This window comes from Cedecea davisae, from assembly GCF_044095835.1.
Classification (GTDB): Bacteria; Pseudomonadota; Gammaproteobacteria; order Enterobacterales; family Enterobacteriaceae; genus Cedecea; species Cedecea davisae.
This window is the reverse complement of record NZ_CP172054.1, coordinates 1,886,821-1,908,498: the sequence shown is the minus strand read 5'-3', so window position 1 is coordinate 1,908,498 and position 21,678 is coordinate 1,886,821. Positions and strand designations below refer to the sequence as shown.

Sequence of the window (21,678 nt, the reverse complement as noted above, 5' to 3'; positions counted from 1 at the left end):
CTTTTTACTTCAAGACTTCGTTTATTTCAGGTATTCGCCGCTGCGCAGCGCTTCGATACGTTTGTCTAGCGGCGGGTGAGTCATAAACAGCTCGCTCATCGACTTCGCCTTACCGTTGATGCAAAACGCCATCATGCTGCTGGCTTCCTGCGGCTCATAGCTGGTTTTCAGACGCTGCAGCGCGGCAATCATCTTCTCACGACCTACCAGCTTCGCGGAGCCTGCATCCGCATGGAATTCACGGTGACGTGAGAACCACATGGTAATGATGCTGGCCAGAATACCAAACACCAGCTCCAGCACCGTAGCGATAGCGAAATAGACCATCGGGTTACCGTTGCTGCTTTCGTTATCGTCTCTGTTCCCGGACAGGAAGCCGGAAGCCACCTGAGCGATGATACGAGAGATGAAGATAACGAAGGTGTTCACTACGCCCTGAATCAGGGTCATGGTCACCATGTCGCCGTTGGCGATGTGGCTAATTTCGTGGGCGATAACCGCTTCGGCTTCGTCACGACTCATGTTCTGCAACAGACCCGTGCTGACCGCCACCAGGGAGGCGTTACGGCGCGCCCCGGTAGCAAACGCATTGATATCCGGCGCGTGATAAACCGCAACCTGCGGCATCGCGATGCCCGCCTGCTGCGACTGCCGGCGCACGGTTTCAACTAACCAGCGCTCAGTTTCGTTACGAGGCTGCTCAATCACCTCCCCCCCTACGGAACGCAATGCCATCCATTTTGACATCAGCAGGGAAATAAATGAGCCGCCAAAGCCAAACAGCACCGCCATGATCATCAGACCCTGAACGCTGCTCGACTGGATCCCCGTCAGGCTTAGCACCAGCCCGAAAACGACCATCACCGCAAGGTTGGTCAGCAGGAAAAGCCCGATACGCATCATAATTTTCTTTTTACCTCGGTTAAAAACACGCTCTTTGCGCTCCACAACATCGTAGGGGCGCGCCGCCTATTTTCAAGCATCTCGAGCCGCCAAGTGATTAATAATACATAACTTTACATTTTGTATGCATTTGTCTTACATCGCTGGAGACAGGTAAAAAAATGGGCACCGTTTCGGGTGCCCATCGGGGAGTTATTTTGCGGGTGCCGGCTGCTCTGCCGGCCTGTCCTGCTCCATACCGGCAAGATCGATGGCGATATGAACCGTTTCATCAAGATACGGATCGGGCTCCTGGTAATCCTTTGGCAGATCGTCCAGTTTCTTGAGCGGTGCCTTGCCTTCGCGTTTATAGCGGTCATTGATACGAGCCAGCCGCGTAGCATCGTCTTCCAGGTTCTCTTTTTCACGCTGGGCGTAATTAAGGGAAACGATGTTGCGCTTCTCTTTTAGGGCATTGAAACGGGCAATGTCCTTCACGATGTACTGGAACTCAGGATCTTTAGCGATGCGATCCTCATGCTGCTTCAGAAGCTCCGGCTCAAATGGCGTTAAGTCACCGGTCTTGACGTAGGTTGCGGCATTGATGCTATCCCACGGCAAAGCGTTATCTTCAAACTTCTCGCCGGTTTCCGTCTGCTCGGTGCCGGTAGGCATCATGATGTCCGGAGTGACACCTTTACGTTGGGTACTGCCGCCGTTGATGCGGTAGAACTTCTGAATGGTGTACTGAACCGAGCCAAGCGCAGGCCATTCCGGGCGCAGCATCTGATCGTAGATGCGGTTCAGGGAACGGTACTGCTGGACGGTGCCCTTGCCAAAGGTCGGCTCGCCGACAATCAGCGCGCGGCCATAATCCTGCATCGCGGCGGCAAAGATTTCCGAAGCCGAGGCACTGAAGCGGTCAACCAGAACCACCAGCGGCCCTTTGTAGTAAACCACGCCGTCGGTATCGCTATCTTCACGGACTTTACCGTTGTTGTCGCGAACCTGAACCACCGGGCCACTAGGAATAAACAAGCCGGAGAGCGAAACCGCTTCAGTCAGCGCCCCGCCGCCGTTGGAGCGGAGATCGATTATCACGCTCTTAACGTTCTGTTTTTCCAGCTTCTGCAGCTGAACTTTGACGTCATCCGTCAGGCCAACGTAGAAGCCTGGAATATCCAGCACCCCAACTTTGTCCTTGCCGACGGTTTTTACAGACATTTTCACGGCGCGATCTTCAAGACGAATGCGCTCGCGGGTCAGCGTGACGATACGCGTCTTAGTGCCTTTGCCTGCGGGCAGGATCTCAAGGCGAACCTTGCTGCCTTTCGGGCCTTTAATAAGCGCAACCACGTCATCCAGACGCCAGCCAATAACGTCAACCATCGGCTTACCGGTCTGGCCAACGCCAACAATGCGGTCACCCACGGTAATCGATTTGCTCTTCGCCGCCGGACCACCGGCAACCATAGAGTTGATCAGCGTATAGTCATCATCCATTTGCAGAACGGCACCGATCCCTTCCAGAGAAAGGCTCATTTCAGTGTTGAACTGCTCGGTGCTGCGCGGAGAAAGATAGTTGGTATGCGGGTCGATTTCGTGCGCAAAGGCGGTCATTGCCAGCGAGAACACGTCTTCGCTGTTGCTTTGCGCCAGGCGGCGAATCGCAAACTGATAACGCTTGGTCAGCGTTTCGCGAATTTCCTGCTCGGTTTTACCCGTCAGCTTCAGGCTTAACTCGTCGTATTTAACCTTTGCGTCCCAGAGCTTATCCAGCTCATCAACGCTGGTTGGCCACGGCAGCTTACTGCGGTCCAGGTTTATAGTGTCGTTGCCGGTGAAGTCCATCGGCTTAGCCAGCACCTTCAGCGCGTACTGATAACGTTCAAAACGGCGCTTCTGACCCAGATTGTATAAATCGTAAAACACATCGAGCTTGCCGGAACGTAACTCATCGCCAATCTGCCCCTTTCTGGCGGCAAACTGCGCTACGTCACTTGCCAGCAGCACATTGTGGCTGTAGTCGAGCAGGTTCAGGTAGCGGTCAAAGATTTTTGCCGAGAAGTTAGCGTCCAGATCGAACTGACGATAATGCGAGCGGGTGAAGCGAGAGGTGACACGCTCGCTCACCGTCGCGTGCTGAGGCTCTTCCTTTAACTGCGGAATTTGGTCAGCACGAGTGATGTTGTCCAGGGCCAGGGCACTGCCTGCCACGAACAGCAGGCTGGCGATAGCCGTAAGCTTAAAGAGTTTGTTCATGCCTGAGTCAGGCCTCCGTTTCAGAACTGCAAGTGTTCTGCGCGTACGATCATTGCCATACCAGAAGTCAGCTGTACACGGACGCCATCTTTGGTAATTTCCAGGACGGTTGCATCCATTGCGTTGTTGCCTGCTTTGACTTTAATGGCCTGTCCAACCTGCAGAGCTGAAATATCGGTCACCGGCGTACGGCGCTCTTCGCGCACTGCCTTAGGAGCCGGTTTTTCTGCGCGAGGTTTGCGCTCTGCACCTTCTTTACGACGCGGTGCAGCGGCCGGGCGCGGTTTGCGTTCGCGGCGTGGCGCTTCTTCCGTTACGCCAGCGGCGGCGGCAGCTTCACGCTTCTTCGCCTGCTGTTCGGCGCGCTGTGCCTGCACGCGAGCTTTTGCTTCTTCAAGCTGCTGGCGAGCGTGCTCTACGTGCTGCTCGTCCAGCTCACCGCACGGGTTGCCATCAAGATCTACGCGAGTCGCGCCAGCCTTGATGCCGTACAGGTAACGCCAGCTTGAGGTATAAAGACGTAATGCCGAGCGAAGCTGAGTTTTGCTGAGGCTCATTTCGCCTTCAACACGAGAAACTAAGTCCTGGAAGATACCAATCTTCAGAGGACGTGCTTCACCTTCAGCACTAAAACAGTGCGGAAAACGCTCTGCCAAAAATGCGATAACTTCTTTACTGCTATTCAACTTAGGTTGATTTTCCATGAAATTTCCTGATTACAACGGAATTGCCAATAAGCCGCAGGCATGAACAGGCGACATTATAATGACGCCATCGCTAAATGCCACGTTATCCGTTGCTTATCATGCTATCGGGAGAAGAATTTTTTAAAATCGGTGCCGCTAAGCACATCTGAAAGCAGAGAAACCAGGGTTTTTAAGCCGATTTCGTCTTCTTCTGAAAAACGCCCAAACTCGGTGCTGTCGATATCAAGCACGCCGATAACCTGGCCGTCTACCGCCAGCGGCAGCACGATTTCGGAATTACTGGCAGCGTCACAAGCGATGTGGCCGTCAAAGGCATGTACGTCTTCAACACGCTGGATGGTGGCTGTCGCTACCGCGGTGCCGCATACGCCTTTACCTACCGGGATGCGCACGCAGGCGATTTTGCCCTGGAACGGGCCAAGTACCAGCGTGTCTGCTTCAAGAAGATAGAATCCTGCCCAGTTCACCCCTTCCAGGCGCTCAAACAGCAAGGCACTGGTATTGGAGAGGGTTGCGAGAAAACTGGTTTCTCCTGCCATTAACGCACTAAAATCGCGGTTCAAATCCGCGTAAAATTGCTCTTTGTTCATTTAATAACCGTTATGTTGTCTTACTCAACTTCATAGCATACTAAAATAAGCATTAAATGCGCTGTGCCACAAGGTGTATCATTTTATGAATTACTATAGGCTAAATGAATAATTCAGATAACAACGCTCCCGGCTTACGACGCAACATGAAAATATACGCCATCAGTCAGGTTCTGCCGCAGGCACGTTATCAGCGTTGTCCTCAATGCGATACCCTTTTCTCACTGCCGCCGGTCAAATCAACACAAAGTGCCTATTGCCCCTGCTGCAACGCTCGCGTCCACCACGGCCGCGACTGGTCATTAACTCGCCTCGGGGCGATGGCGATTGCCATGCTGGTACTGATGCCCGTTGCCTTTTCCGACCCGCTTTTACGCATTTATCTGCTTGGCACCCGCATTGATGCCAACGTGTTCCAGGGGATCTGGCAAATGGCCAACCAGGGCGATGTGCTGACCGCTGCCGTCGTTTTGTTCTGCGTAATAGGCGCTCCGGCAACGCTGGTGGCGGCGATTGCTTATCTCTGCTTTGGCAATATCCTCGGCATGAATCTGCGTCCGGTGCTGCTGATGCTGGATAAGCTCAAAGAGTGGGTGATGCTCGATATCTATCTGGTGGGCATCGGCGTCGCGTGCATTAAAGTCAAAGAATATGCGTTTATCCAGCCGGGGCCGGGGCTTGTCGCTTTTATCGCGCTGGTTATTCTCAGCCTGTTGACCATGATCCACCTGAATATTGAGCAGCTCTGGGAACGCTTCTATCCCCAGCGCGCTCCCCGCGCCTTCAACGCCCAGCTGCGCGTCTGCCTCGGCTGCCATTTTACCGGCATCCCGGACGCCCGCGGCCGCTGTCCGCGCTGCCATATTCCAATGCGTCACCGCCGCAAGCAGAGCTTACAAAAATCCTGGGCGGCGCTGATAGCCTCTCTGGTCTTCTTGCTTCCTGCCAACCTGCTGCCTATTTCGATTATCTACGTCAACGGGGCGCGCCAGGAAGACACGATTATGTCGGGCATACTGTCATTAGCTCACAGTAATATCGGCGTGGCTGCGGTGGTATTTATCGCCAGTATCCTTGTGCCGTTTACTAAAGTTATCGTATTGATTACGCTTCTTATCAGTATTCACTTTAAATGCCAGCAGGGGTTAAGAACCCGCATGCTGCTGCTACGCTTTGTCACCTGGATTGGCCGTTGGTCAATGCTCGATCTGTTTGTTATCGCCTTAATGATGTCGCTGGTTAATCGTGACCAGCTATTAGCTTTTACGATGGGCCCCGCCGCGGTGTTTTTCGGCGCGGCGGTTATATTAACTATTCTTGCCGTTGAATGGCTGGATAGCCGACTACTTTGGGACGCACATGAGTCAGGAAACGCACGCTTCACCGACTGAGGCGCGAATTAAAACAAAACGCCGGATCTCACCCTTCTGGCTGTTACCTATTATTGCGTTACTGATAGCCAGCTGGCTTATCTGGACGACTTACCAGGAACGTGGCAACACCGTTACTATCGACTTTATTTCCGCCGACGGCATCGTCGCTGGCCGAACGCCGGTGCGCTACCAGGGCGTGGAAGTCGGCACGGTGCAAAGCATTAGCCTGAGCGATGACCTGCGTAAAATTGAAGTTAAGGTCAGCATCAAAAGCGACATGAAAGACGCGCTGCGTGAAGATACTCAGTTCTGGTTGGTGACGCCAAAAGCTTCGCTCGCCGGCGTTTCCGGCCTCGATGCGCTTGTCGGCGGGAACTACATCGGCATGATGCCGGGTAAGGGAGAACCGCAGGATCACTTTACCGCGCTCGATACCCAGCCTAAATATCGGCTGGATAACGGCGAGCTGATGATTCATCTCCACGCCCCGGATCTCGGTTCGCTCAATAGCGGCTCGCTGGTTTATTTCCGCAAAATTCCGGTTGGCCGGGTGTATGACTACGCCCTCAATAAGAACAAACAGGGCGTCACCATCGACGTGCTTATCGACCGCCGCTTCACCAATCTGGTGAAAAAAGGCAGCCGCTTCTGGAACGTTTCTGGCGTGAAGGCAGACGTGGGCCTGGGCGGAGCTAAAGTGCAGCTTGAAAGCCTGGCGGCGCTGGTCAACGGGGCTATCGCCTTCGACTCGCCGGAGCAATCCGCCCCGGCTAAAGCCGATGACGAGTTCGGCCTGTATGAAGACCTGGCCCACAGCCAGCGCGGGGTGATAATCAAACTCGGCCTGCCGGGCGGCAGCGGCCTCAAAGCGGGTTCGACCCGGCTGATGTACCAGGGCCTGGAAGTCGGCTCGCTGACCAAACTGAACCTCAATCCTGAAGGCACGGTAACCGGCGAGATGACCGTTGATCCGGGCGTGGTTAGCTTGATGCGCAGCGGAACGCGTATCGAGCTACGCAGCCCGAAAATCTCCCTCGATAATCCAAACATCAGCAGCCTGCTTACCGGCAGCACCTTTGAGCTGGTGCCGGGGGAAGGTGAACCGCAGGACCACTTCACGGTATTGCCGAGCGATAAAACGCCGCTCCAGCAGCCGAATGTGTTAACCCTCTCGCTCACAGCGCCGGAGAGCTACGGCATCGACGCCGGGCAGCCGGTTATTCTGCACGGCATTCAGATTGGTCAGGTGCTTGAACGCAGCCTGACGGCGAAGGGGGTCACTTTCTCCGTTGCCATCGACCCGCAGTATCGCCATCTGTTACAGGGCGACAGCAAGTTCGTGGTTAACAGCCGCATCGACGTCAAACTCGGTATGGACGGCGTTGAATTCCTGGGCGCCAGCGCCAGCGAGTGGGTCAACGGCGGTATTCGCGTACTGCCCGGCAGCAAAGGTGAAATGAAAAGCAGCTATCCGCTGTTTGCCAACATTGATAAAGCGGTTGAAAACAGCCTGAGCGATCTCCCGACCACCACGCTGACCCTCACGGCCAGCAGCCTGCCTGATATCCAGACCGGCTCCGTGGTGCTGTATCGTAAGTTCCAGGTTGGGGAAATCATTACCATTCGCCCACGCGCCAATAATTTCGATATCGACGTACACATCAAGCCCGAGTACCGCAGCCTGCTAACGCCGAATACCGTGTTCTGGGCTGAAGGCGGCGCTCGCGTTCAGCTCAACGGCAGCGGGTTGACGGTTCAGGCCTCGCCGCTTTCCCGTGCGCTGAAGGGAGCCATCAGCTTTGATAACCTCTCAGGCGCAAGCGTCGGGCAGGTGAAAGGCGAGAAACGCGTGCTTTATGCATCAGAAACCGCCGCGCGGGCGGTAGGTAGCCAGATAACGCTTCACACCTTTGACGCAGGGAAACTCTCCGCCGGCATGCCAATTCGCTACCTGGGGATTAATATCGGCCAGCTTGAGTCCCTGAATCTTACCCAGTCGCGTAGTGAGGTTGAAGCCAAGGCAGTGCTGTACCCGGAATATGTTTCCACCTTTGCCCGGGCAGGTACGCGCTTCTCGGTAGTGACACCGCAAATCTCTGCGGCAGGCGTCGACCATCTGGATACCATTTTCCAGCCTTACATCAACGTAGAGCCGGGCAATGGCGGCCCGCGCCGCGACTTCGAGCTCCAGGAAGCTTCGATTACCGATTCCCGTTATTCAGACGGCCTGAGCATTGTGGTCGAAGTTCCGGAAGCTGGGGCGCTGAGCATCGGCACGCCGGTTCTGTTCCGCGGCATTGAAGTCGGGACGGTAACCGGAATGACGTTGGGCAACCTCTCCGACCGCGTGATGGTTGGCCTGCGCATCAGTAAGCGCTTCCAGCATCTGGTCCGCGACAGCTCGGTATTCTGGCTGGCCTCTGGCTACAGTCTGGACTTTGGCCTGACCGGCGGCGTGGTGAAAACCGGCACCTTCAACCAGTTCATTCGCGGCGGTATCGCCTTTGCAACACCGCCGGGTACGCCGCTGGCGCCGAAAGCCGAGCCAGGCAAACACTTCCTGCTGCTGGAAAGCGAGCCAAAAGAGTGGCGTCAGTGGGGAACCGCTCTGCCGCGTTAACCCTCAGGCCCCGGTGCTCAACCGGGGCGATTCCGTGCTAAACTGCGCCCCTTATTTTTTCCAGGGGCGTTTTTCATGGCTCAACCTACTGCCGTTTATCTTCCGCAAGCTTTCCTCGACGCTATTAGTGAGGCGCTTCCCGCCGACCAGACGCTGGAAAGCTTTATCGAATACTGCCAGCTACCGCTGCGCCGCAGCCTTCGGGTGAACACGCTGAAGATAACCGTGAGCGACTTTTTAGCGCTTGTTGCGCCTTACGGCTGGCGGCTGACGCCGGTTCCGTGGTGCGAAGAGGGCTTCTGGATTGAGCGCGATGATGAAAATACGCTTCCCCTGGGCAGCACCGCCGAACATTTAAGCGGCCTTTTTTACATCCAGGAAGCCAGCTCGATGCTGCCGGTTGCCGCCCTGTTTGCCGATGGTAACCAGCCGGAACGCATCATGGATGTGGCCGCTGCCCCGGGATCCAAAACCACCCAAATAGCCGCCCGATTGGGCAACAATGGAGCGATCCTCGCCAACGAGTATTCGGCCAGCCGGGTAAAGGTGCTGCACGCCAACATCAGCCGCTGCGGCATCAGCAACGTTGCCCTGACCCATTTTGACGGCCGCGTTTTTGGTGCAGCCCTGCCGGAAGCTTTTGACGCTATTTTGCTGGACGCCCCCTGTTCCGGCGAAGGCGTGGTGCGTAAAGACCCCGATGCGCTTCGCAACTGGTCACCGGAAAGCACGGCGGAGATTGCCAATACGCAGCGTGAGCTGATTGAAAGCGCGTTCCATGCTCTTCGCCCAGGAGGCACGCTGGTTTACTCTACCTGCACGCTAAACCGCGAAGAAAACCAGCAAATCTGCCAGTGGCTACTGGACACTTACCCGCAGGCGGTTGAAATTGCGCCTCTTGGCGAGCTTTTCCCCGAAGCGAAGCGCGCCCTTACGCCGGAAGGTTTCCTGCACGTCTTCCCGCAGATCTACGACTGTGAAGGTTTTTTCGTTGCGCGCCTGCGCAAAACCGCATCTATCGAACAGCTTCCCGAGCCGGGTTATAAAGTAGGGAAATTCCCCTTTGCGCCAATGAAAGGCAAAGCGGCAGCCGATGTTACGGCGGCGGCTGAAAAATCGGGCTTAATCTGGGGAGACCAGCTTCGCCTGTGGCAGCGGGATAAAGAGATCTGGCTGTTCCCGACTGAAATAGAGCCGCTTATCGGCAAAGTGCGCTTCTCCCGAATTGGCCTGCGCCTGGCTGAACAGCACAATAAAGGCTTCCGCTGGCAGCACGAAGCTGTGATTGCCCTGGTAAAAAGTGACAATCCGCTTTGCTTCGAGCTGAGCGAACCGGAGGCCGAAGAGTGGTATCGTGGGCGGGACATTTACCCTGAAGTGACACCGTCACGCGATGAGGTGATTGTCACTTTTCAGAGGCAACCACTCGGCCTTGCGCGCAAAGTGGGTTCACGCCTGAAAAACAGCTACCCGCGGGATCTGGTGCGCGACGGTAAGTTATTTGCCGCTCCCCGAGCCGAATAAAGAAATAAGCACTTTTTTATTTGGCAATTTGTGCTGCCTTGACTACGCTGAAAATGGGGCGACCTACTGGTCATACCACCTGCCGCAGATAACAAGGAGCGCGAGATGACAAAAACCAATGTCCGAATCGGTATATTCGAAATCGACGATGCCGAATTACACGGTGAACAGCAGGGGGATCGAACGTTAAGCATCCCCTGCAAATCCGACCCTGACCTGTGCATGCAGCTGGATGCGTGGGACGATAAAACCTCCATTCCCGCCGTACTGGACGGTGAACATTCCGTTCTTTACCTTCAACATTACGACCAGCAGCGTGATGCCTGGGTCATGCGCCTTGCCTGACTCAAGATGAACCCGTCTCCCGGACGGGTTATTTCCATGACAAACAGCCGAAAAACGTGGTTTTCGACCGTTTGGGGCAAGTCAGAGGACATTATTCATTGTTTTTGTCAGACCGAAGTTCAGGATTTTTAAATCAATGAACTTTGTCGGCAGTCTCCCCGTCCTCATGACGGGTTATTTTAAAGGTTTATTCCCCCTATCCTGCCAGCTCCCCTACACTTAAACCAAACGAAGCGGTTAAGAGGCGCTAATGTTTGCTTTGGTTTTATTCGTTTGTTACCTGGATGGCGGCTGCGACGATCTGGTTCTTGAGGTGTTTAATACCGAACGCCAGTGCCTGAGCGCGATGAGCGAGCAGCGCATGCGCCACGGCGGCTGTTATCCGGTTGAAGAGTTTATCGATGGGTTCTGGCGGCCTGCTCAGGAATACGCTGATTTCTGAGTGGATTCAGGCCGCCTGTTAAGGGATTAGCGGTTAAGCGGGCGAACCAGCATTCTTACCTGCTTATTGTGATAGTCCACATAGTGCTGAAAACGGAAGCCAAAACGCTCCGCCAGCCGAATCGAGCGCTGATTGTCGTCATCAATAATGCAGCATACCGGCACATCGAAGCACTCATCCGCCCAGCTCAGCACCGCTTCCAGAGCTTCCACCGCATAACCTTTGCCGTGAGCCGCTGGTATTAACGTCCAGCCCGCCTCAGGGTATTCCAGCGCAGGAGTCAGGTCGCGCTGAGCATTCTGAAAGCCAAATGCCCCGACAAAATGACCGCTTTGCTTCTCAAACAACGCCCAGTAGCCATAGCCCAGAGCCTGCCAGTGGCCGATGTAACGCAGCAGCCTTCCCCAGCTCATTTCTTTATCCTGTGGTTTGCCGCCGCCGATAAACTTCACCATTTCCGGGTCAGACCAGCAGGCAACCAGGGCCGGGTAATCGTCCAGCGTAAAATGACGCAGGATCAGACGCTCTGTTTCAATTCGTGGTGCTTCGGTAAACATAATAACTCCCGCAAAATTTATTCTTGTAATCGCTGCCGTATGCCCGCTTTGCTGGCGTAGATAATAGCGCACAGCAGCAGGCTAAACAGCGCGGTGCTGAGAAAAACGCCCGCCCCGGTCAGGGTTAACATCACTCCGCCGATTAACGGCCCCAGCGCAATACCAAGCGTGGACAAAGTGGAAGCGCCCAGATAAGCCCCCCGGTGTTCATCCGGGGCCAACTGATCCAGCAGGATGTTCAGGTTCGGCATCAAAATCGCCTCTCCAATACTGAAAACGATAGTCACGCCCACCCATAACAGGGCATCCGGGGCGCGCACCGACCAAAACAGCAGTTGGGAAAGCGCGAAAATAGCCCCGCCCAGCAGAATACGGTTAGGCAAGCTGACCCGGGCCAGGAAGCGCACCAGGAAAAGCTGGGCTATTAGCACGGTACAGGCGTTAGAAACCAGGATCAGCGTGATGAGCTTCACCGCGGCCTCCGCGTCGAGCGTCAGCAGGTAAAGCGGCACCACGGACTCATAGTGAACAAACACCACGGCGCATAAAATACTGCACATCAGCGCGGCGACAAAAAGTTTATCGCGGGCAATGATAAGCATAATATCCCTCAGCCTTATAGTCGGCGCTGACTGCGTATTATCACTGATTAACTTTCCCGCTGGAATATAAAGCAAGGTATAAACCAGCAGCGGCAAATAGCTTATTGCGGTAATAACAAAAGTGCCTTTTTGCGACGTAAGCCCAAATGCTATTCCCACCAGCGGGCCGGTTACTGCGGCAACGTTGACGAGGTAATAACGTATTTGCAGCGCCAGCGCGCGGCGGCGGCGGTCGCCTAATAAATCACTCATCAGGGCTCTGATCGGCGGCTCAACCCAGGCGAAGCAGACCCCGACAATCATTAATCCCATGATAAATAGAGTCATCCCGCCCGCCAGCCCCAACAGGGCATAACCGACAAAAGATAAAGCGCACCCAAGCGACAATATGCCGCGCCGCCCCAGCTTGTCCGACAGCTGGCCGCCGTACATGCCCAGCCCTACTGCCAGCAGCGCGCTGCTGGTCATCGCTATTCCGACCGAAACGGGCGACAGATGGTAATTACGGGTCATTATCACCGTCATAAACGGCCATGCCATAAAATAACTGAAGCGAATAACCAAAGTAAAAAACAGCAGCGCAATCACCGTAGACGGGAAGGTTTTTAGCGTTTGAATAAAACCCGGCGTAACGTCCTCCCGGACGGCATATTTTGTCGTCATAATTTTTCCTGTTAATTATCGTTATAGTGGAGGCGGGGCCGCTTGCAGATAAATAAGCGGTTAAATAGTAATAAGATATTCCGAAAGGTGCCGCAACGGAAATGTTGCAGGATTGTTTAATTCCCGAGCTTATGATTCAAAGGGTCTGGAAGGCAGCGAAATGTAGTGAAAAATTGTGACGTACTGCTCAAAAAGTGGTGTTTAATCCTGCATCAATAAAAAGTGAAATCGGCAGCCAAAAGCTGCCGATTAAAAGACTAAAGCTTGCCGCTTAAACGCTGATGGAAATCGGCGCTGCGTACATCCAGGCCAATAATCTCGACGTCGGCATTGTAACGCCGGTAGCGGGTTTCAACCGCATCCAGGACGGCAACCGTTGAGGCATCCCAAATCTGAGCATGGGTCAAGTCGATAATCACCCGCTGCGGATCGTCGGCATAGTGAAAATGTTCCACCAAATCATTGCTGCTGGCAAAAAATAGCGGGCCACGGACCCGGTAGGTCACCGCGTTTCCATCATCAGAAAGCTGACGCTCCGCTTTTACCACATGCGCAATGCGGCGAGCGAACAGCATCATAGCGAAAATCACTCCGCCCAGCACGCCCAGGGCCAGGTTGTCCGTATAAACGGTGACAGCGACGGTGGTCAGCATCACCAGCGTTTCAGGGACCGGCATCCTGCGCAGAGTCGCGGGCGAGACGCTGTGCCAGTTCAGCGTTTTCACCGCAACAATCATCATGATTCCGGCCAGCACCACCATAGGAATTTTTGCCATGACGGAGCTTAACGCCGTGACCAGGAGCAGCAGTACCAGCGCCGCAGACAGAGTAGAAAGCCGCGTGCGCCCTCTCCCCAGCTCCACGTTAACAATGGTTTGACCAATCATCGCGCAGCCCGCAATCCCCCCATAAAAACCGGCAAAGATATTGGACAGGCCAAGCCCCCAGCACTCGCGGCGTTTACTGGAAGGCGTATCGGTCAGCTCATCCACCAGTTTGGCCGTGAGCAGTGACTCCATAAGCCCGACGAATGCGATGCTCAGCGCGCAAGGCCAGATAATGTGCAGCGTCTCCATATTGAGCGGAACCAGCAGTTCAGTTAACCCCGGCAGCCCTGCCTTCATTGGCCCGCTGTCGCCAACGGTAGGCAGCGTCCAGCCCATTGCAACGCTGGCGGCGGTCACCAGCACAATCGCCACCAGCGGCGAAGGCACGGATTTGAGCACTCTGGGTAGAAGTAAAACCACGGCAAGCGTAATAGCGAATAGCACCCAGACCAGCTGGCTTTGCCCCCAGACGTGCGGCACCTGAGCAAAGAAAATCAGTATCCCCAGAGCGTTTACAAAACCGGTCATCACCGACAGCGGAATGTAGCGCATCATGCGCGCCAGGCCGGTCACGCCGAACAGGATCTGAATACCTCCGGCCAGCACAACCGCGGGCAGGATGTAGCCCACGCCATACTCGTGCACCATCGGCCCAATAACCAAAGCAACAGACCCGGCAGCGGCGGTGACCATCGCCGGACGTCCGCCAAGTATCGACATCGCCAGGCACAAGACAATGGAAGCGATTAGGCTGACTTTGGGGTCAACTCCGGCAATCAGCGAGAAAGAGATAACTTCGGGGATTAGCGCCAGGGCAGTGACCACCCCGGCTAAAATTTCGCGCTGGATCAGGCGCGGCGAACGAAGCACGGCGCGAAGATTATTTTCACGCGCATGTTGAGCGGCAAGCTCGGTTTGGTTTGTCATAGTGAAATGCAGGCTTATTTGTTATGAACGCCGCGCCTCTACGGGAACACGGTCAGCAAGGCTGGGGATTGTAGCTTCGTCCCGGGCGTGATGCGAATTTTTGTGACCGGCATCATACTCCGATGCCGGAAAGCAAAGCACGAATTTAAAGACGCGGGCCGACGCCAAATTTAGGAGACTTAACGTTTGCCGCCCACAGCTTGATGTCCTTCTGAATTAACACCGTGAAATCTGAAGTCAGCCGTTCGACCACATAATTGGCCTGCGCGGCTTCGGCTATAACAAAATGCTCGAGAATTTTATCTTTGAGTGGAAAACAGCGATATTCCGCAGGAACAATTTTGCCGTCAATTTCCAGTTTTGCGCTGCGCCCGGCTTCGTCACAGTTACCGCTTCGGGTATACGAAACAACCATATTTGCCGACTCAAACCCGGCGTTACCGATACTGACCAGCACCGGCTCGTGCTCGGCGGTCTGCGTCATGCCATACAGCACGCCATTCTTTTTATGCCAGGTATTATATTCTCTTTGCTGCTCTGCGCCGTGGGCGCCTGAAAGCGAAGCCGCCAAAAGCCCCACGGTAAACATTATTATTTTCATTACTCATCCTTACGCTCTCCTCCCTGAGACAGACAAACTAAAAAAACCACCAAGTCCGATATGATAAAACTTAGCGATGAAAAAAGTTGAATAAAAGCCCTACTCTTTTAGGTAGGTTCCCCCTCATACGACAGAATCTCTTGCGCAACAAATAATTAACAAAATCAGAAAAAAACGCTGGACGAAAAGCCCGCAAGTTATGGTATGGTTTTAGCGCACAGGTGGGGTCAGGAAGGTGATGGGAAATCTTTCTTGCGCAGGCAGCCTCGCCGGTTTCCGGGCAAAAAAAAGACCGAATACTAATAATCCAGCCTTTTTACTTTAAAATTCATGCGTTTATTATTTGGCAATAGACTGTATGACTATTTTTTGTCTACGCATCAGCCCCGGCATTACTATGTAACGAAGTGATAATACTCCGAGCCAAATTTGTTCTCTCAAACACATCTTTTTGATAGGACATTCTAAGTACTCTTTCAATTTTTTCTTGACTAATATTTTTATCCAACGTGTGTGGCTCTTTATATATCATCCCTAATATATATGTGAAATCATGCCCATTGCACATATGCATCTTGTCACGATCTTCACGTATATAATTCTCATAGAGATCGGCATAGAAATTATAATCCTGAACCTCAATGTTATTTCTAGCCAAAATATGACCAATGTATTTATGCAGGTCAAATGTAATATCAAAGCCGTCTATCGTGATAAAGGCAGAATATGTCATTCCTGCAAATTTTAATCGTAAGCAACGCTCAAGATTAATGAATTTTAACACTCCAATTTTATAACACACTTCAAAAATTGAATTTTTGATACGCTCACAGATTAATTGCGCATTTTCAGACGGATACTTTCTGTGGTCAGTATGTTCATGAAAAAATGCAGATATGAAATCATCCGTTATCATCATCATTTCAATATCATGATAATCAGTTAAATAAATATGGTCATAATTATTACCTAGAATGTGGTCAAAATCAGCGTCACAAACACCGATGGCATGAGATAATCCATGCTCACGAAACTTACGTACACTTCTTATGACCGACTCTTTTCCTTCACATGGAGAATCATAATAAATGCCTTCCTCAGAAAATGTTTTTCTAAGCAATGCAATATCCGAGCGACCTTCGACCACAACTAATTTTTTGCCAATGAATTTAGGTTGCTTGAACATTAGCATTATCGCATCAACCCAATCTAAAACATCTAGAGTATCTCTCATTGAGCTCATGCGTTATATACCTTTTACACTCATCTCAAACAGATCGAAATATGCATCATCCCATCTATTATTTATTATCTGTGGTGAGTGAGTAGCGATAATGACGTTAGCCACCTTGTTGATTTTTTGTATTTTCTCTATAGATTCAATAAATTCTTTTTGCCAACCCACATGGAGTGAAATCTCAGGCTCATCTATTAATATTATTGATGATTTATTTATACCAAAAATCATATTATAGTATAAATTCACCTGATTTTGCTCACCTGATGAAAGTTCTGATAAAGGAATTTCCACTTTATTTTCATCCATAAAGAAGAAACCTTTGACCTTACTAACGCCTAATTTTTTGAATGCGAAATCTTTAGCATTAATTAGGTTAAAAAATAAATCTATTTTTTCATAAAGTGGCTCATAAGGTGCTAGTTTATCTAGTGCGTCATTGATGTACAAATCTAAAATATCTCTTGAATTAATTGATATTTTTTCATTTAGATACCCCAAAGATCCAAACATATCATCACTTTCGATTAAATTATATTTTATATAATTCCTTTTTCGTAATTCCAAGCCATACAATCTATCAGCAATTGCCTCGGAAGAGGTTTGGATAGTATCATCTGTGAGATTGCTGAATAATCTGGTTGGAAATGATGAGTCTAATACCTGACTTATTTTTGCTGCTTCAAGAGAAACGTTTTTAATCTTATTAACTAAATCATTTGAGAAGTCTGTTATTTTTACTTCTTTGGAGGTTTCATCATATAGACGTTGTGCTTTTATGAAACGACATTGAGTGTTTTCTAAAAACTCGTTATGCACATCTTCGGGGAGCACAAAAATAGCTAATTTTTTTTACTTTCAGCACCAATATTGAACTTTATTGTCTTACCGTTTTTGAAAAACTCTACTTCTTCAGAATCTTTACTTTTCGCCTGGTTATAATAATAACCAAGAAAATCAAAAGACTGCTCTTTAATTATATCTTCAATTTTAACTTTAACGTTTTCGTTATCTTTTACAATCTCTACAGAATTTCCATTTTGGAATTTAATTGTTATCTTTTTAAAATTCAACCCTGCAAACATATCGTAGTTATTGCTATATACGGATTTTATTATTTTAAGGAGAGTTGTTTTACCATAGCCATTGGGGCCAGTAATTATTATTATTTCATTCTCATTGCACTTTATTTTATAATCAAGCCGACCAAATAGACCTAAGACTTCAATGCTTCGCATTCTTTGCTCCCTCGCTGAAATTTCAATCACACATCATTTAAAATTGAATATTTAACTTTACCAATACATTGTACATCTGATTCATCACATTTAAAGTGATGATCATTGGAAATTATTCTCAATCTATTTTCTGGTAATTTTAGCACATTATAAATGTCATGCAAGTCATCAATTAACATTAGCCAACATCCATTTATAAAGTTTTTGCCATCGAAATCAACAAGCCAAAAATTATTATTTTTTGTATACTGTACTTGCTGGAATGATTTGAAGAAAGCAAGCCGAGGTCGGTTATCCATTCTCCCGCAGGCTCCCATGGACCTGAATCAATTCTAATTTTTGTAAGCGAAATGATGTCAGTTTGGTATTGTTTTGTTGAGGAGTTTTTACCTATCACTAATCATTCAATCTATATGCCTGTATCCAACGCGCATGTAATGACCACATCTCCTAGGAAAAACTCGCGTCGGATCCAAGTACTAACCGTTCCCGAAGATATCCCTAACAAATCACAAAGCTGTTTCTGATTTGTAAATCCATAGGCATCAAAGATACGTCGTAATACAGGACGGCCTCCGGTAGACATTACGGCATCGTATAAATATTTGCCTTTTACTTTCGATGCGACAATACCATAACTTGCATTTGCGCACTCACCTGTAACCAACCATTGTACATCCGCACCAGTATCCAAAGCACATTGAACAATGACGTTTCCTCGAATCAGCCCTCTCTGGAGCCAACCCGCAACATTACTTTTAGCAATTTCTAAGCGATCTGCCAGTTCTTTCTGCATGGTAAACCCATAAGCAGACAAGATTCGCTCCAGCACCTCTGATGCTCTCGCGTTCTCAATTCGCATAGAAAAACCACCTAATATTTGTTTTTTATTTTTAAAGATAATAAAACGGACCTAAAGTGACTACACACCACATGTAACACCATAGAACACAACCATTAATACGGAACTTGCGTTATGCATACTGAAAATGCAAACACCCAGAACGCATTTGACTTAGTTTAATAACAAGACTTTATTGCCAATGTCGCCGCCATTTTAATGCCTGCTATCAGCGAAGCGGCGAATGATGCCGTTAACAAAGCCGTGAATATGGCTACGTCCCCAACTATCTCCAAGCAAGACTTCGCAAGCGCTAACCGCATCAGCCTGTCTACACGGTAGAAATCGATAGCTAACTGAGTTGTGCTGCTCGCTCCTACTTCCACCCTTCACCTACACACAGAACTGCACAAACCGTAAGACTGGTCAAGTGGTAGAAACCACCATGACCAAACATGGCAATCTACTAATCCATGTAGCTGCCTGGCACGCCAGTCATCGAGGTTGCCAACAACAAACTGCCAAGATATGTGATGAAAGACACCGCTGAGGTTGGTCAGTTAGTTGCCGGCACGATCTCCACTGAGCAATTGAGTGCTAGCTGCAAACGTAGCCTGCAGCAAAACATTAACAGCGGTATGCGTTGTTTAACCCTCGCCACACTGACCGTCCAAGTACGCATACTGGCTAACCCGGTTTGTGTTTCAACAATCGATGCAATCCTCAGTCCTGGCTCATCGTTTTTCGTGGTTTTAGGTGCCGTCATAATTTCATTTGCTGCACAGCTCAAAAGACAAAGCCCGTTAATGTCCTACGGACATGGCTGGATTTTAGATGACAACGGTAAGCGCTGACATCCGTTTACGGAGCAGGCGCAGGATTTCGGAGATAGTTTCATTATTCATAAGTAAATAATGAAACATCAGATCATCAACATCTAAGTGTTGGTGTTTGCTCATCAATCAGTGAAGGAAGAGATGAGCAAAGTACTCCTTTTCCCATTTACTTCGACATAATGATACTTTCAATTGCTTGATTCAGATCCTGTTGCTGCTCAGGTGTTGCATGTGTCAAAGCTTGAATAAGCAGAGCTAGCACAGAACCTTGTTGACGATCATTCTCTCGCTGCCGCCTCAACACATCTTTTAATCGATATATTTTGCAGGCTGAAAGAGTATTTAGCCCCTTTTCATCCAACCCTTCATATATGGAATTGCTATGAATTTCTATATGATCATAGTAATCATCAAAATAAGCATGAACTATTTTAAAGTTCTTTCCTGTAGTCGGGTATCTTTTTATTTTAACTTTAAGGACATCCTCGGCATTCTTAGAGACATTACAACCGGGACATGAGAGCGCCAAATTTTTTGTGTGAAAGGTGAATATTTCATATTCGCTTTTAGGAATTATATGTTCTATCTCCACTTCTTTAAGATCAAATCCTAGCGTCCTTTTACAATAGCAACATTTATTCCCCTGTTCTTTTCGCAAGTGCTCAATCAATGACTCCTTAAAAGATGAGAAAACAGCCTTATTCCAATCTTTGTGAGACACAAAATGAGTCTTGATTAAAAATGCATCTTGAGCAGTCAAAACATAATGACTATTTATTTTACTTGTCATATGTCACCTAATAGAAAGCAGATTTTCTATGACTTTACTTAATGGGTCTTCATCTCTTAAATTTACTCTTATCTCCGAAATTTTATTCAAGACGATATTAAATTCATCGGATTTTTTTTGTCCCGTTGCAACAAGCTCCAATGCTTTAGTAACCATTGACGAAAGATAATAATTCCTTGTGGTGGGCAATTTAAACACATTCAATAGAATATTTTCTGCGGAAGCACCGTAAGTGTTTTCATCAATCTCCTCAGAGTATATACATCCTTCTTCGCCTTCCTTAAGAGTGATCACACACGAGCGTTCAGCAGGAATATCAGAAAGAATAAAGTGCGAATGCGAAGCTATAATGACATGGCAACTTTTAAGTTCGCTAAGAATAGAGTCGAGCAACTCAATATATTTAAACTGCCATGAGGGGTGTAGACTAAGCTCAGGCTCATCAATAACAATAAGGCTATTATTTTTTAACACTGGAATTAGCCCCATAAACATGGCAATTAGCCCTGCTTCTCCCGAGCTAGCCTTTTGAAATGAGAAAGTTGAACCATTATTTTTTGTAAAAGAGATAATTCTTTTATGCAAAAGGCCCGCATCAATAAGAATCCCTATCATTTTGTATTTTCTTTGTTGTGAAGAGATCTCTTTCAATGTTCCACGGAAGTCTATTTTAATTTTAACCTCACCACCTTCATTATTAATGGCATCAATATACAATGAATTAAGCTCACCTATATCTTCTTTATCTAAGTTTGCCAAGGTCTCTTTTATTCGCTTTAATGATGACTCATTTGAATAGTTCGACCGTCCCGATGCCAACCGCCTCTCAACCCTTTCCAATTCTGATTTAATGGCTTCAAGGACATCACCGCTTCGTCCTTTTTCATAATAAGGATTTCTCAATGGGAAAATAACTTCAAATGAGGGGGAATATTCCAAAAAAGAAAAAAGATGAATGAATTTAGATTGATGGATCTTTGTTATTTTAGAATCAAAAAAAACATCAAAACACTTATTAACCAAAGCATATGAAGATGTGTTATTTGCTCGCCCACGAGCGCCGAAATACAAATAATCTTCTTTGTGATAATTGATAACATCACCATCTTGCCTAAATAGTGGCGAAAACATAGACACATCATTAGGGAATGTATCTGAGATGCTGTTCGTTATTGCGAAAATTCTCTCAGGACCTGGAAGAGAAGAATAAAAATCAGAATCCCAGCGCATACCTTCAATTCGGTTTATTTCAAATCCGGAGCCATTGAAATCATACCGGCAGCTAAAATAAGGAAAATCCCTAGGTACTCTACCTCTCTTAATGTAATAAAAAAGCCTGACTATATTACCTAATAACCGACTTTTTCCAATGCCATTATTACCTATAACCACAGTATAATAGTTCTCGTTGACAGACGAAAAAAGCTCCCTACTAGTGAATGAAACACTCTTAGCTTCAAACTCTGACCTACCATAAAAAGATACATGTTCAAGTCTAAAAGACATATACAGAATTACCCCCTACAGTGTGATGAAGATTAAATGGATTATTTTCAACTTCAAATAAGTATTTATAACTAATTTTTCATTTTTTTAATAGTGCGCAGTGATGTTTATTTACGTGATATCTGCATGGAATGCTTTCACGTTAGGAACGTTGACTATTATCGTCTTAATAATTTCTAAGCGTTCACAACTAATGCCTAAAAGTGGGTGGCTTCGTATCGCACATCTTTGCTTTTCCGCTACTGCCTTTCGCGTAGGCCATAATGATTCCCCCGCGCTAACCGCTGTACTTTCCCGGCAAATTCGAC

Annotated in this window: 21 protein-coding genes; 6 read left to right on the top strand and 15 right to left on the bottom strand. The window is 49.1% G+C overall.

Annotation, left to right across the window (positions count from 1 at the left end):
• Positions 1-21 precede the first annotated feature (21 nt).
• From htpX to ACG1VR_RS09450, 4 genes are all read right to left on the bottom strand, one after another.
• Positions 22-903 (bottom strand): protease HtpX, encoded by an 882-nt coding sequence (htpX, locus tag ACG1VR_RS09465; protein WP_172569713.1) that lies wholly within the window; start codon positions 901-903, stop codon positions 22-24.
• 192 nt (positions 904-1,095) lie between these two features.
• Positions 1,096-3,144 (bottom strand): carboxy terminal-processing peptidase, encoded by a 2,049-nt coding sequence (prc, locus tag ACG1VR_RS09460; RefSeq protein ID WP_216374449.1) that lies wholly within the window; start codon positions 3,142-3,144, stop codon positions 1,096-1,098.
• Positions 3,145-3,164: 20 nt separating this feature from the next.
• Positions 3,165-3,848 carry an RNA chaperone ProQ gene (gene proQ, locus ACG1VR_RS09455; protein WP_016536914.1) on the bottom strand — a complete coding sequence of 228 codons (684 nt, stop codon included), beginning with the start codon at positions 3,846-3,848 and terminating at the stop codon, positions 3,165-3,167.
• A gap of 104 nt (positions 3,849-3,952) precedes the next feature.
• Positions 3,953-4,441 (bottom strand): GAF domain-containing protein, encoded by a 489-nt coding sequence (locus ACG1VR_RS09450; RefSeq protein ID WP_016536915.1) that lies wholly within the window; start codon positions 4,439-4,441, stop codon positions 3,953-3,955.
• A gap of 146 nt (positions 4,442-4,587) precedes the next feature.
• Between ACG1VR_RS09450 and yebS the strand changes: the two genes are divergently transcribed.
• From yebS to ACG1VR_RS09425, 5 genes are all read left to right on the top strand, one after another.
• Positions 4,588-5,832, top strand: coding sequence for a membrane integrity lipid transport subunit YebS (yebS, locus tag ACG1VR_RS09445; protein WP_371810706.1), 1,245 nt, complete (start codon positions 4,588-4,590; stop codon positions 5,830-5,832).
• A complete protein-coding gene (locus tag ACG1VR_RS09440; RefSeq protein WP_016536917.1) occupies positions 5,801-8,434 on the top strand; it encodes a PqiB family protein in 2,634 nt (877 codons plus the stop codon). Before yebS ends, ACG1VR_RS09440 begins: the two co-directional genes overlap by 32 nt.
• A 75-nt stretch (positions 8,435-8,509) precedes the next feature.
• The gene (gene rsmF, locus ACG1VR_RS09435; protein ID WP_395490780.1) at positions 8,510-9,958 is read left to right on the top strand and encodes a 16S rRNA (cytosine(1407)-C(5))-methyltransferase RsmF; all 1,449 of its coding nucleotides are present in this window, start codon (positions 8,510-8,512) and stop codon (positions 9,956-9,958) included.
• Positions 9,959-10,063: 105 nt separating this feature from the next.
• Complete coding sequence (locus tag ACG1VR_RS09430) at positions 10,064-10,303, top strand: YebV family protein (RefSeq protein ID WP_016536919.1); 240 nt, start codon at positions 10,064-10,066, stop codon at positions 10,301-10,303.
• A 250-nt stretch (positions 10,304-10,553) separates the two neighbouring features.
• Positions 10,554-10,745, top strand: coding sequence for a YebW family protein (locus ACG1VR_RS09425; protein ID WP_016536921.1), 192 nt, complete (start codon positions 10,554-10,556; stop codon positions 10,743-10,745).
• A gap of 26 nt (positions 10,746-10,771) precedes the next feature.
• On the opposite strand, the gene ACG1VR_RS09420 is transcribed toward ACG1VR_RS09425, so the two are convergent.
• From ACG1VR_RS09420 to ACG1VR_RS09380, 9 genes are all read right to left on the bottom strand, one after another.
• Positions 10,772-11,302 carry a GNAT family N-acetyltransferase gene (locus tag ACG1VR_RS09420; RefSeq protein ID WP_395490779.1) on the bottom strand — a complete coding sequence of 177 codons (531 nt, stop codon included), beginning with the start codon at positions 11,300-11,302 and terminating at the stop codon, positions 10,772-10,774.
• Between the two features lie 17 nt (positions 11,303-11,319).
• Positions 11,320-12,567, bottom strand: coding sequence for an MFS transporter (locus ACG1VR_RS09415; RefSeq protein ID WP_395490778.1), 1,248 nt, complete (start codon positions 12,565-12,567; stop codon positions 11,320-11,322).
• Between the two features lie 257 nt (positions 12,568-12,824).
• Positions 12,825-14,321, bottom strand: coding sequence for a SulP family inorganic anion transporter (locus tag ACG1VR_RS09410; RefSeq protein WP_395490777.1), 1,497 nt, complete (start codon positions 14,319-14,321; stop codon positions 12,825-12,827).
• Between the two features lie 145 nt (positions 14,322-14,466).
• Positions 14,467-14,922 (bottom strand): hypothetical protein, encoded by a 456-nt coding sequence (locus ACG1VR_RS09405; protein WP_016536925.1) that lies wholly within the window; start codon positions 14,920-14,922, stop codon positions 14,467-14,469.
• Between the two features lie 373 nt (positions 14,923-15,295).
• Positions 15,296-16,165 carry a DUF4435 domain-containing protein gene (locus tag ACG1VR_RS09400; RefSeq protein WP_395490776.1) on the bottom strand — a complete coding sequence of 290 codons (870 nt, stop codon included), beginning with the start codon at positions 16,163-16,165 and terminating at the stop codon, positions 15,296-15,298.
• 3 nt (positions 16,166-16,168) lie between these two features.
• Positions 16,169-16,993: an AAA family ATPase gene (locus ACG1VR_RS09395; protein WP_395490775.1), complete on the bottom strand. Its 825-nt coding sequence runs from the start codon at positions 16,991-16,993 to the stop codon at positions 16,169-16,171.
• 8 nt (positions 16,994-17,001) lie between these two features.
• Positions 17,002-17,397 carry an ATP-binding cassette domain-containing protein gene (locus ACG1VR_RS09390; protein WP_395490774.1) on the bottom strand — a complete coding sequence of 132 codons (396 nt, stop codon included), beginning with the start codon at positions 17,395-17,397 and terminating at the stop codon, positions 17,002-17,004.
• 26 nt (positions 17,398-17,423) lie between these two features.
• Entirely contained in the window at positions 17,424-17,696 is a 273-nt protein-coding gene (locus ACG1VR_RS09385; RefSeq protein WP_395490773.1) for a hypothetical protein, read from the bottom strand.
• Positions 17,697-17,806: 110 nt separating this feature from the next.
• Positions 17,807-18,193, bottom strand: a complete 387-nt coding sequence (locus tag ACG1VR_RS09380) for a helix-turn-helix domain-containing protein (protein WP_395490772.1) — start codon at positions 18,191-18,193, stop codon at positions 17,807-17,809.
• Positions 18,194-18,771: 578 nt separating this feature from the next.
• Here ACG1VR_RS09380 and ACG1VR_RS09375 point away from each other — a divergent pair.
• Entirely contained in the window at positions 18,772-19,092 is a 321-nt protein-coding gene (locus tag ACG1VR_RS09375) for a phage filamentation protein Fil family protein (protein WP_395490771.1), read from the top strand.
• A gap of 148 nt (positions 19,093-19,240) precedes the next feature.
• Here ACG1VR_RS09375 and ACG1VR_RS09370 read toward each other — a convergent pair whose 3' ends face one another.
• Both ACG1VR_RS09370 and ACG1VR_RS09365 read right to left on the bottom strand, forming a co-directional pair.
• Positions 19,241-19,864 carry an HNH endonuclease gene (locus ACG1VR_RS09370; protein WP_395490770.1) on the bottom strand — a complete coding sequence of 208 codons (624 nt, stop codon included), beginning with the start codon at positions 19,862-19,864 and terminating at the stop codon, positions 19,241-19,243.
• Positions 19,865-19,867: 3 nt separating this feature from the next.
• On the bottom strand, positions 19,868-21,370 hold the full coding sequence (locus tag ACG1VR_RS09365; protein ID WP_395490769.1) for an AAA family ATPase: 1,503 nt from the start codon (positions 21,368-21,370) through the stop codon (positions 19,868-19,870).
• Positions 21,371-21,678: the final 308 nt, after the last annotated feature.